We start from the raw sequence: 12434 nt of genomic DNA, 5'->3' as shown, positions 1-12434 counted from the left end.
AATCCTCTACCTAAAAGGAAGAGGTCGCCCTCATCAGTCAACAGTCAACAGTCAACAGTCAACTGTCAACTGAATTAAGCCCGATGTGGGGTGAAACCCACAAAGATTTACCAAGACTACCACTTTGTATGGAAAAAGTAGCGATTTTGGGGGGGACTTTCGATCCGGTTCACTGCGGGCATTTGTTGATGGCCGAGACGGCGGTGAGTCAATTTGGGATCGATCGAGTCATTTGGGCGTGCGATCGCACCCCTCCTCACAAGTCGCACAGTGTTTTGGCAAGTTTTGACCAACGGCGGGAAATGGTGGCTCTGGCGACGGCCGGGCGGTCGGATTTTGGACTTTTGCCAGTGGATACCAATCCCTCTGGAACTTCTGCTATTGACACGCTGCTGTATTTGCAAAATTTGTATCCAGAGGCTCAGCGTTACTGGATTATCGGTGCTGACGCACTCCAAACTCTCGCCAAATGGCCCCGCTGTGCGGAAATTGCCGGTTTGTGTGACTGGTTGGTGGCGGGACGGGAGAGTGTCGGAGTGGGGGAGTCGGAGATGGGAAAGTCGAGCATTGATGATTGGGCCCGAGATACAATCCAGGTTGAGACAAACGCTGTTTGCTGTAAAGTTGCTGAACAGATGGCTGTTTTGGGAGTGCAACTTCGGTGGCAGGTTTTGGCGATGCGGGCGATCGAGATTTCGTCAAGCCACATCCGTCGCTGCTCGGCCGAAAATCGCGACTTCCGCTACTTAGTCCCGGAAAGTGTCCGAAGTTATATTGCGACTCACAGCCTTTACCAGCAACCAGCAGCCGAAAGCTGAATGCCTTATGTGTTGAGATTTCTGCCTTAGACAAAAGTTTGAGCTTTTTTGATAAAGACGAAAAGTTAGAAAGGATCAGCCTTTGCGATATGATCTTGTCTCATAAGTCAATTCTTAAATTTTTCCAAAATTTAAGCCTGAGCTAAGGGCTGCCATCGTTAGGAGGTACAAGGTGATTAGAGTCGCGATCAATGGTTTTGGACGTATTGGGCGCAGTTTTACCCGCTGCTTGCTGGGCCGAGAAAATAGTCAGCTTGAGCTGGTAGCTATTAACGACACTTCCGATCCAAAAACTAATGCCCACTTGCTGAGATACGATTCCATGATGGGAACGTTAAAGGGTGTGGACATCAGTACGGATGAAAATTCGATTATTCTCAATGGCAAGACAGTTAAATGTGTGAGCGATCGTAATCCGCTGAACTTGCCTTGGAAAGATTGGGGTATTGATCTGATTATTGAAGCGACTGGTGTATTCGTTGACCAAGCTGGTGCATCGAAGCATATCACAGCAGGCGCGAAAAAAGTGCTGATTACTGCACCCGGTAAGGGGCCTGAAGTCGGCACCTACGTGATGGGAGTCAACCACCACAACTACAAGCACAGTGACTACACAGTCATCAGCAATGCTAGCTGTACCACTAACTGTCTAGCTCCCGTGCTGAAAGTGCTGCACGAAAATTTTGGCATCGTCAAAGGCATGATGACCACTACCCACAGCTATACTGGCGACCAGCGCTTGCTGGATGCTAGCCACCGCGACTTGCGGCGGGCACGGGCTGCGGCGATGAATATTGTGCCAACTTCTACTGGTGCTGCTCAAGCTGTGGCTTTGGTGATTCCAGAATTGAAGGGCAAGTTAAATGGTATCGCCATGCGGGTGCCGACTCCGAATGTGTCGGTAGTTGATTTTGTGGCTCAGGTAGAGAAAAAGACTTTTACCGAGCAAGTAAATCAAGTTTTCAAAGAAGCAGCCGAAGGCCCGCTGAAGGGCATTTTGGAATACAACGATTTGCCTCTGGTTTCTTGCGACTATCGCGGAAATGATGCTTCTTCGATCCTGGATTCTAGCTTGACGCTGGTGATGGACGGCGACATGGTGAAGGTTTTGGCTTGGTACGACAATGAGTGGGGCTACAGTCAGCGGGTAGTTGACTTGGCTGAATTGGTCGCCGCCAGGTGGGAAGGCTAGATAGGACGTACGGTTGAAACCGCGTCTACACAAATGATGTCCGCCTCCGCGGACTCAAGAATAACCCAATTGTAAGTGCCGCGTCTTCAACCCACGGAGGTGGGTTTTGTCTGTATAGACGCGGTTTCAACCGCCCGGTCTTCAACCCACGGAGGTGGGTTTTGTCTGTATAGACGCGGTTTCAACCGCCCGGTCTTCTTAGGCCCAGATCCCCCCTAACCCCCCTTAAAAAGGGGGGACAGGAGTCTTCTCTAAAAAATGGGGGGACAGGAGTCTTCTCTAAGTCCCCCTTCTTAAGGGGGATTTAGGGGGATCTGGCCTCGGCTATCAGCGAGATTTCGCGGCGCACGGGTGAGCAGAAACCGGGTTTTTTTTCCCAATATTTGGTTCAAAACCTTCATATCGGTAAAAAACCCGGTTTCTCTAGTCCCCCGCCGTTAGTCCTGAAATGTTTTGGTAGATGCAGACGTGCGGTTGAAACCGCATCTACACAAACGTGTTAGCCTTCCCGAAGGGTAGTCCACTCGCCTGCGGACGGAAGAATAACCGAATAGTAAGTGCCGCGTCTTCAACCCACGGAGGTGGGTTTTGTCTGTGTAGACGCGGTTTCAACCGCCCAGTCTTCAACCCACGGAGGTGGGTTTTGTCTGTATCGACGCGGTTTCAACCGCCCAGTCTTCTACGGTAGAGTTTTGAAAACAAAATTGTGATATGAAAAAAGCGTTAATTAGTGGTATATCAGGTCAGGACGGAGCTTATTTAGCTAAACTGTTGCTCGATCGAGGTTATGAAGTTTCCGGCACCTCCAGGGACGCGCAAATGTCGAGTTTCGGAAACCTGGCCCGTTTGGGAATCCGGGACAGAGTAAAACTAGAGTCAATGTCTCTCAACGATTTTCGCAGCGTCTTGCAAGTATTGGCAAAAATTGCACCGGACGAAGTGTACAATCTAGCTGGTCAAAGTTCCGTCGGCCTATCCTTTGAACAACCCGTAGAAACTCTCGAAAGTATTGCTACAGGTACATTAAATCTGTTAGAAGCAATTCGGTTTACAGGTGGCAAAATTAAGTTTTACAATGCCAGTTCCAGCGAATGTTTTGGGGATACCGGAGGCACAGCAGCGGATGAAAATACGCCGTTTCGCCCCAGAAGTCCTTACGCGGTGGCGAAGGCTACAGCATTTTGGGAAGTAGCAAATTATCGGGAAGCGTACAATTTGTTTGCGTGTTCTGGTATTTTGTTCAATCACGAGTCGCCGCTGCGCCCAGAGAGGTTTGTGACGCAAAAAATTGTATCTGTTGTGTGCCGGATTGCTGCGGGTAGTTCGGAAAAACTGCATTTGGGTAATATTTCGGTGCAGCGGGATTGGGGCTGGGCTCCGGAGTATGTGGAGGCGATGTATTTGATGTTGCAGCAGGATGAACCGGATGATTATGTAATTGCTACGGGTGCAAGTTATCCTTTGGAGGAGTTTGTGCAGAGTGCTTTTGTTTCTGCGGGTTTGGATTGGCAGGAACATTTGGTAACTGATGCAAGTCTCTACAGACCGACGGAGATTGCACTTGGGATGGGGAATCCGGGTAAGGCAAAGGAAAAGTTGGGATGGGAGGCGAAGTATAAGATGCCCGATGTGGTGCGGATGATGGTGGAGGCAAAGATGATTTGAGGGCAGTTGATGGCTGACTGGCGGGGCGGTTTCTGTTTGGCGATCGATACTTATCGGCAGTATAAAGTATTTGAACGAACTGTGGGATAATGGGGAGGCTGTTTGGAAGGTGTGGGAATGACTGAATTTTGGCGCCCTCCACGTCGAAGTCCAAAGCCAATAGAAAGCTAACCAAAGCCGAGCAGATGTGTATGTACAGTTACTGTATCTACGATAGTTAACTGCGCTGATTTTTATAAGTTGTGGTGCAATTGGGAACTATAATGGCTGGTTGAACGCTCGCATTCCATACTCCCGCCGAGAAGTCCCTATTTTCGGCGTTAGCTGCGCCGGACAACTTGAGAGTTTGCTTTTTGAGGAAAAAATGAGTAAGTGGACAAGAACCTTTACTTTTAAAGGTAAAGAGCTATATTACAATCGGATAAAATTTAATAATCCGACAGAAAGAGCCGTAGAAATTTCCATTGCCTTTGATTTTATTGCCAATCTGGAAAATCCTCAAAAAATCCTCGAAGTGGGCAACGTACTCTCCCACTATGAAAACTCATTGAGCGAAAATCTGGGTCTGAGAACGAGACGAATTATAGATAAATTTGAAGTCGATCTCGGTGTAGAGAACGAAGACTTGATGAACCTGCCAGCGAGCGAAAAATATGATGCAATAGTATCAATTTCTAGTGTAGAACACGTAGGGCAAGGCGACGATCCTTCTGGAGGCTATGGCGAACAAACAGAGTCCCGCGATCGGGAAGCTCCGCTGAAGGCGATCGCCAAAATATACGATCTACTCGCTCTTAATGGAAAAGCCTTGATTACCGTTCCTTTTGGAAAACTTACAGATGCAGAATGGTACATTCAGTTTAGCAAAGAGTATTTAGAGGTTTTATGGAAAAAACATGGGATTCCGAAAGATGCTATATCGGCAAACTATTTAAAGCTAATAGATAGAGAAACAGCGGACGAGAAGCATTATATGCTTTGGAAAGAAGTAGATGTGCGAGAACTTAGCGATAGCGAATACGGATGGCCTTTGTCACAGGCAAATTCAATTGCAATAATAGAATTATCCAAGGTTTCAAGCGACTTTAATCTCAACTTAAACGTAGAACCAACTGATTTATATTACAATATGACCTACGAACAGCGGAGAGAGTTTGAACAGTGCAAAGCCCAACTGCATCAGAGTCAAAGAGAGTTGGCCCAGTCACAGTCGCAACTATATCAAACTCAGGCAGAGTTAGAGCAATCCCTGACCCAACTGCATCAAACTCAGAAAGAATTGGAAGTAGTTCAAGGTCAAATTTATCCTGTTCAAGGAGAATTGGAACTGGCCCAAGCTCAAGTTTATCAAACTCAGGAAGAGTGCGATCGATTGCAGGCGCAAGTATTTCAAGCTCAGGAAGAGTTGGAAAAACTCCATCCCCAACTGCATCAGGCTCAAAGCGAGTTGGAAATATCCCAGTCACAACTGCACAAAGCTCAGGGAGAGTTGGAATTAACGCAAGCTCAACTCTATCAGAGTCAGGAAGAGTGCGATCGATTTGAGTCGCAAATGTATCAAGCTCAGGAAGATTGGGAATCAACACAAATTCAACTGCATCAAATTCAGGAAGAGTTGGAATCAAACCAAATTCAAGTGGCTCAAATTCATGGAGAATTGGAACTGAGCCAAGCAGAACATCATCAAACTCGGCAAGAATTGGAACAGTCACAGTCGCAACTGTATCAAACTCAGCAGGAATTGGAACAGTCACAGTCGCAACTGCATCAAATTCACGGAGAATGGGAACTTAGCCAAGCCCAACATCATCAAACTCGCCAAGAATTAGAACAGTCGCAGTCCCAATTACACTCGACTCGACAAGAATTAGAACAGTCGCAGTCGCAATTACACTCGACTCGCCAAGAATTAGAACAGTCGCAGTCCCAATTACACTCGACTCGACAAGAATTAGAACAGTCACAGTCGCAACTGCATAAAACTGCGGAGGAATTGGAAAAATCGCGTTTTCAGCACACCGCCATCAAAAATAAAACGGATGAAAACAAGCCTGTACAGTACGGTGTCCTAGTATGGGAAGCCTGGTATGCTTATAACAATGGCGATCTGCCTAGAATGTCTCAAACTTTACAAAAATCTTTGACTTGTACGCCTTTTTCTTCAACAGAAACAGTTGTGAACTGGTTAGAAACTTTTGGTCGGTTTTCATTAGAAAATGGCGCATACTTTGATACAAATTCCCTGAGCAATTCACCGGAATGGAAAGATTTGATGAGGCGTGTTCTTACCGTGAAAAGTCTAGTCGGAAAAATGTAGTTCAGGTGGTGAGAACAGTAGGGGCGGGGTGTCTTATACTTGAAATAACCGCCGGAAAGCCACTCTCCAAGAGCCGTATAGTGCGGTTAGGCAAGCAGAGGATCAAAACAGGAAAATGTACAACTTATTCCAAAGATGCTAACAAAAAATACGGAAAAATATCTTGATTTTGAAACCTGTCAAGAGGTATTTGCTAATTTGCGAGAACAGAACCGCAAGATAGTTCTATGTCACGGCGTATTCGACTTGCTTCACCCCGGTCACATTACCCACTTGCAGGAAGCTAAAGCACTCGGAGATTTGCTGGTAGTTTCGATTACCGCAGCACAATACGTCAATCGGGGCCCCGGAAGACCAATTTTTTCGGATGATTTGCGCCTTTATTCCCTTGCTTCTCTCGCTTGCGTAGACTACGTGCTACTGTCTCCTGTAGCTACAGCACTGGAGGTACTCGATCGCGTGCAGCCAGCTTTTTACTGCAAAGGTCACGAGTATTCCGACCCCAGCAAAGATGTCACCCAAAATATTGATCGGGAAGCTGAACGAGTCAAAGCCTACGGCGGTGAACTTGCCTACACGGGCGAGATTGTTTTTAGCTCAACGAAGCTGCTCAACAACTACATGGATGTTTTGCCGCCGCAGATCAAAAGCTATGCCAGTCAGTTAAGCCAGCAATACCCTTTTGAGGAAATCAGAAAGGGTGTTGATGCGATGCAGAAGCTAAAAGTTTTAGTTTTGGGCGATGTAATTATTGACGAATTCTTTCACTGTACGGTGCAGGGATTGACATCGAAAGGGAGAGTCATTTCAACTCGCTTTATTAAAAAAGAACAGCATTTAGGCGGTTCTTTAGCGATTGCCCGCCACATTGCGAGCTTTGTAGACTCTGTGACAGTCGCAGGCGTCGTGGGGAACGAGCCAGACATTCACAGCTTGATTTTGAATAACATTAATGGCGGCATCAGGCTGGATTTGCAATATGAAGACGGTTCGCCAACAGTAGTCAAACGCCGCTATATTGAGCGGCAAGGGATGAGAGAAGATTATACCAAACTCTTTTCTATTAACTACTTAGAAGAAGAGCAACCTTCTCCAGTCCAACGCCAAAAACTGTTAGATCGCTTGCGGAAAACAATTGGGGATTACGACATTGTAGTAGTAGCCGATTACGGTCACGGATTGTTAGACACAGCGCTGATGGAATTGGTGCAAACTAAAGCTCAATTTTTAGCTTTGAATTGTCAAACGAACAGCGCCAATCACGGTTACAACTTAATCACTAAGTACCAGCGAACGGATACGTTTTGTTTGGACTTACAAGAACTCCGCCTTGCTTTTTCCAGCCGTCACGGAGATCATTCCCATCTGTTGAAGCGCTTGCACGAACATCTAGGGGCTAAGCAAGGTTGGCTGACTTTGGGTTCGTCTGGTTCGCTGGGAATAAATGCTAAGGGAGAAGAAGATTTGAGTCCAGCGATGACGCTGGCAGTTAAGGATACAATTGGGGCGGGAGATGCGTATTTTGCTCTGGCAAGTTTGAGTGCTAAGTTGGAATTACCTTTAGCTGTAGGGTCACTGCTGGGCAATTTGGCAGGCTCGATGGCAGCTAATGTTTTGGGGAATGCTGAACCAGTGGAAAAAGCCCGCTTGTTGAAATTTGCAACAACTCTGTTGAAGTTTTAACGATGATGGGTAATTTACTGAAGCCTGAAGCTATTTTGTGCGATCGCGATGGTACTCTCATCCAAGATTGTCACTTTCTCAGCTCTCCCGACCAAATACAATGGATTCCAGGGGTGTTGGCGGCGCTAAAAGTCTTGAAGGAACTGCAAATTAAAGTGCTAGTGCTGACAAATCAATCGGGTGTAGCCCGAGGATATTTCTCAGAAGAATCTGTGGAGGCAGTTAACGATCGAATGCGGCGGGATGCTGAGGTGGCCAACGGCGCGATCGCAGATTTTTATTTTTGTCCCCACCACCCTCAAGGTGAAGTTATCCAGTATAGTTACGATTGTGAATGTCGCAAGCCCAAGCCAGGGATGTTTCTCCAAGCATTGCGAGATCATAAACTGACACCTGCTCAATGTTGGGTTGTTGGAGATAGACTGCGAGATTTAGAACCAGGTTTGAAATTAGGAATGAAAGCATTTCTGGTGGAAACCGGCAGTGGAGTAGAAGCGCGGCAAGAGTTGTCTCAAAGTGCGTACTTTGAGCAAGTGACTGTCATTTCGTCAATGCCTGAGCTGCTCTATTTCATACAAGATAGCAGAAATTTTGATAGGTCAGAGATGTTGCCTGCAACTTCTGTGAGAGAATCATGACTGTGCCAGAAGATGTAAAAAAATTGCGGAGGTAAAAGTGACTCAAAGCCAACAAGTTCTGGTGACGGGTGGAGCGGGTTATGTGGGAGCTGTCTTGGTTCCTAAGCTCCTGCAAGCTGGATATCGGGTAAAGGTGATTGACCTTTACATCTACGGTGATGATGTTCTAGCTGCTGTTAAAGAAAATCCTGGTTTAGAACAGATTAAAGGAGATATTCGCGATCGCGCCCTTTTAGAAAAAATCATGCCGGGATGCGATGCTGTCATCCATTTAGCTTGTATTTCTAATGACCCCAGTTTTGAATTAGACCCAGACCTCGGCAAGTCGATCAACTACGATGCTTTTGTTGACTTGGTAGATGTTGCTAAAAACAATGGAGTCAAGCGGTTTATCTATGCTTCTTCTTCCAGCGTTTACGGCATCAAAGAAACCGAAAATGTTAGCGAAGAATTGCCGCTGCAACCTTTAACAGATTATTCTAAATACAAAGCAATGTGCGAGGATGTGTTGCTGGCAAACCGCGAACCGGGGTTTGTTACCTTGATTTTGCGACCGGCGACGGTGTGCGGTTATTCGCCTCGATTGCGGCTGGATTTGACAGTTAATATCCTCACTAACCATGCGGTTAATAATGGTAAGATTACGGTGTTTGGTGGCGATCAGAAGCGGCCAAATATTCACATTGAGGATATGACCGACCTTTATATCAAGTCGCTCCAGTTGCCAGATGAGGCGATCGACGGTAAGATTTTTAACGCTGGTTATGAAAATCATACGGTGATGCAAATTGCTCAAATGGTGCAAAATGTCGTAGGGAAACAGGTAGAGATTGTCAGCACGCCGACCAATGACAACCGCTCTTATCACATTTCATCGGAGAAGATTAAGAGAGAATTGGGGTTTGTGCCGCAGCATACAATTGAAGATGCTGTGCAGGATTTGGTGAAGGCGTTTAATGCTAATTTGATTCCCAATCCGATGACGGATAGCCTTTATTACAATATTAAGACTATGCAAGGACTGAGTTTAAAATAAATATGAATATTCCTGAAATTGAAGGAATTGCTCGAAAAATTAGGGGCAAAATTGTGGAGCTTTCCCACCAGGCTCGCACTGCTCATTTAGGTTCTTCCCTGTCTTGTGCTGATATTTTAGTAGCAGCTTACTGGGGAACTTTAAACATCGATCCCCAAGATTCAGAAAATCCCGATCGCGATCGCTTCATCCTCAGTAAAGGACACGCAGCGACCACGCTTTATGCCACCCTCGCAGAAGCAGGATTTTTCCCGAAAGCATTACTTGATACCTATGCTGAACCGGGTAGCAACTTGCCAGAACACCCCAGCGTGAAATGTGTGCCTGGGGTAGAAGTAGCAACTGGTTCCCTCGGACACGGGTTGTCTGTAGGAATCGGAATGGCACTGGCGGGACGCATTCAAAAACGTTCTTACCGTGTGTTTGTGACGATGAGTGACGGCGAATGCAATGAAGGCTCAGTCTGGGAAGCTGCCATGTTTGCTCCCGCTCAAAAACTAGATAATCTGGTTGCCATCATTGATTACAATAAGTGGCAAGCTACCGGCCGCAGTAACGAAATCATGGCTCTTCATCCTCTGAAAGAAAAGTGGGAAGCTTTCGGATGGAGTACCTACGAAATTGACGGTCACGATATGAAAGCTTTGGTCGATACCTTGCGTAACGTACCCGATGGCAGCGGTAAACCGGTTGCTATTGTTGCTCATACTGTGAAAGGAAAAGGGGTTTCTTTTATGGAAGATGACAACAATTGGCACTACCGCGTTCCGAATGCTGAAGAAGTTGAAAAAGCTAAAGTGGAACTTAAACTCCTATGAGAAATGAATTTGCAGCAGAACTAAACGAAATCGCGGCGGAAGATGAGCGGGTTGTTTTGCTATCTGGCGATATTGGCAACCGCCTGTTTGATAAATATAAAGCTAGTTTTCCCGATCGCTTTTATAACTGCGGCGTTGCGGAAGCGAACATGATGAGTGTGGCCGCTGGCATGGCAATGTCTGGTCTCCGCCCTATTACTTATACGATTACACCTTTCACTACAACTCGCTGCTTTGAGCAAATTCGGGTAGATGTTTGTTATCACAATGTCCCTGTGATTATTGTAGGAGTCGGGGCGGGTTTGTCCTATGCCGGAAACGGGGCTACTCACCATTCCTGTGAAGATATTGCGCTGCTGCGGATGCTGCCCAATATGACGGTGATTTGTCCGGGCGATGCTTGGGAAGTGCGGGCGGCCATGCGAGCTTGTTTACAACAGGATAAGCCTGCCTATATTCGCATGGGTAAGAAAGGTGAACCTCTTGTCCATGAGGGGATGCCGGATTTTGCGATCGGCAAGGGAATTGTGATGCGCCCCGGAAGTGACGTTTGCTTGCTGAGTACCGGCAATATGCTACCGAATGTATTGGAAGCAGCAGAGGAACTTAGCAAACAGGGAGTTTCTGTTCAAGTTGTTAGTTTTCACACTGTTAAACCGTTGGATGAGGAACTGTTGGCCCAGGCGTTTTCACAGTTTTGGGTAGTGGCGACGGTTGAAGAACACAGCATTATGGGTGGACTGGGGGGCGCTGTAGCCGAGTGGTTGAGCGATCGCGCCCCTCAAAAAGCACGCCTCCTGCGAATTGGTGTGGCAGATAAGTTCTTACACGAAGCTGGAGAACAAGAATATGCCCGCGAATATTTTGGTCTTACTCCCAGGGCGATCGCCGATAAAACATTTCAGATGTATCAAGCCGTCGCGCCTCAACCTGTGAAAGCATGAAAATAACAGCAGCCGTTTTAGTTGCAGCGGGGAAACCGCTCATTTAAAGGATAAAAAATATGGACTTCTTGAAAAAAATAGAGACAGACTTAAGTGCTGCTTTTGTTCAAAATGGCTATATAGTCCAGCAGTGTGAAAATCTATCTGCTTTGGATAAAATTAGGCACAAAACAGTAGATTTAGCGACAAATTTTTTAGAAGTTCCATATCCTGAAGATGCCGGAGAATTTTTAGATAAAATTTTCTCTTTAGTACCTGTCGAAAAACTCAACTCTTTTCGCCTGCATATCATATCAGGTTTAATGGCGGAAGCTTGGTTTCGGGAAGCCTATTTTTCCTGCGCTCGTTCCCTAGTAGAAACCATTGTCGGCAACGAACTGGTGATGCAGCGCAATATCGGTTTAAGCATTCAATTTCCCGGTGACGACAGTTCTTTGTTGCCCCTACATTCTGATAGTTGGGGTTCGGAATGTTCTCCTTTTGAAGTAGTGTTGTGGATTCCCTTAGTAGATTGCCATCGAACAAAAAGTATGTTTATTTTACCGCCTGCTGCTGATGCTAAATGGCGGGAAAGAGTCAAGGAATTTGCCGGAGCCGGGACAGAAAGTCTTTATCGAGCTGTCGAGCCAGAAATTGAATGGTTGGAAGTTCCCTACGGTAATGTCGTTCTATTTACTCCGACGATTATGCACGGCAATCGGCTCAACCAAGAATCTACAACCAGATGGTCGATGAATATTCGATTTAAAGGTTTATTTACACCTTACTCTGATAAACGTCTGGGGGAATATTTCGCTCCGATTGCCGTGCGTGCCGCCTCAAAAATTGGTATGAAGTTTACAATGCCAGGGGGGTTTAATGAGTGAAAAATCAGGTTATCGGGGTTACATTGTCAGCCGTCCAGTGCGGGGAGTAAGTTACCCGCACCGCGTGCAAAATTTGGTAGTTCGTGACTGCGCTACCAGGCATAATTTACTTTATAAACTTAGTGCAACTGAATACGCAATGCCTGGATGTTATATGATGTTGTCCGATGTGTTGGCTCAATTGCCACAACTACAGGGCATAATCCTATTTAGCTTGTTTGTTTTGCCCCAGAGAGCAGAAGAGCGATGGGCAATCTACGACCGGATTTTAGAGGCTCGATGCGAGTTGCACGCAGCTTTAGAAGAAATGGTACTGAAAGATAGAAGTGAGATAGAAAGTTTTGAGGAAATGATCCAGGCTGTCTTAACTTTACCCAATACACCAATGGGAGGTTATTATCATAAGTCAGAAAACCCAAAACTCAACAATTTTTTTCTACAAGCTACTGGGGAGTGA

The 12434-nt window shown here is 46.2% G+C and carries 11 protein-coding genes; all 11 read left to right on the top strand.

Annotated elements, in window-relative coordinates; genetic code table 11:
- Positions 1-83 precede the first annotated feature (83 nt).
- The 11 genes from nadD to QUB68_RS10810 all read left to right on the top strand — a co-directional run bounded on the left by nadD (position 84) and on the right by QUB68_RS10810 (position 12434).
- The gene (gene nadD, locus QUB68_RS10860) at positions 84-818 is read left to right on the top strand and encodes a nicotinate (nicotinamide) nucleotide adenylyltransferase (protein WP_332992111.1); all 735 of its coding nucleotides are present in this window, start codon (positions 84-86) and stop codon (positions 816-818) included.
- Between the two features lie 172 nt (positions 819-990).
- Positions 991-2010, top strand: a complete 1020-nt coding sequence (locus tag QUB68_RS10855; protein ID WP_332992109.1) for a type I glyceraldehyde-3-phosphate dehydrogenase — start codon at positions 991-993, stop codon at positions 2008-2010.
- Positions 2011-2721: 711 nt separating this feature from the next.
- Positions 2722-3675 (top strand): GDP-mannose 4,6-dehydratase, encoded by a 954-nt coding sequence (locus tag QUB68_RS10850; protein WP_332992108.1) that lies wholly within the window; start codon positions 2722-2724, stop codon positions 3673-3675.
- 364 nt (positions 3676-4039) lie between these two features.
- The gene (locus tag QUB68_RS10845) at positions 4040-5992 is read left to right on the top strand and encodes a hypothetical protein (protein ID WP_332992105.1); all 1953 of its coding nucleotides are present in this window, start codon (positions 4040-4042) and stop codon (positions 5990-5992) included.
- Between the two features lie 135 nt (positions 5993-6127).
- A complete protein-coding gene (locus QUB68_RS10840) occupies positions 6128-7675 on the top strand; it encodes a PfkB family carbohydrate kinase (protein ID WP_332992103.1) in 1548 nt (515 codons plus the stop codon).
- 2 nt (positions 7676-7677) lie between these two features.
- A complete protein-coding gene (locus QUB68_RS10835) occupies positions 7678-8313 on the top strand; it encodes a D-glycero-alpha-D-manno-heptose-1,7-bisphosphate 7-phosphatase (protein ID WP_332992101.1) in 636 nt (211 codons plus the stop codon).
- Positions 8314-8350: 37 nt separating this feature from the next.
- Positions 8351-9349 (top strand): NAD-dependent epimerase/dehydratase family protein, encoded by a 999-nt coding sequence (locus tag QUB68_RS10830; protein ID WP_332992099.1) that lies wholly within the window; start codon positions 8351-8353, stop codon positions 9347-9349.
- Positions 9350-9351: 2 nt separating this feature from the next.
- A complete protein-coding gene (locus QUB68_RS10825) occupies positions 9352-10167 on the top strand; it encodes a transketolase (protein ID WP_332992097.1) in 816 nt (271 codons plus the stop codon).
- A complete protein-coding gene (locus tag QUB68_RS10820) occupies positions 10164-11111 on the top strand; it encodes a transketolase family protein (RefSeq protein WP_332992095.1) in 948 nt (315 codons plus the stop codon). Before QUB68_RS10825 ends, QUB68_RS10820 begins: the two co-directional genes overlap by 4 nt.
- Before the next feature lie 59 nt (positions 11112-11170).
- Positions 11171-11977 carry a sporadic carbohydrate cluster 2OG-Fe(II) oxygenase gene (locus QUB68_RS10815; RefSeq protein WP_332992093.1) on the top strand — a complete coding sequence of 269 codons (807 nt, stop codon included), beginning with the start codon at positions 11171-11173 and terminating at the stop codon, positions 11975-11977.
- Complete coding sequence (locus tag QUB68_RS10810; RefSeq protein WP_332992091.1) at positions 11970-12434, top strand: LIC12192 family sporadic carbohydrate cluster protein; 465 nt, start codon at positions 11970-11972, stop codon at positions 12432-12434. The genes QUB68_RS10815 and QUB68_RS10810 overlap by 8 nt, the downstream gene beginning before the upstream one ends.

Origin of the sequence: Microcoleus sp. A006_D1 (genome assembly GCF_036702805.1) — a bacterium.
Lineage (GTDB): Bacteria > Cyanobacteriota > Cyanobacteriia > Cyanobacteriales > Microcoleaceae > Microcoleus.
Note: the sequence above shows the minus strand (reverse complement) of the source record. Positions and strands in the feature narration are given on the sequence as shown.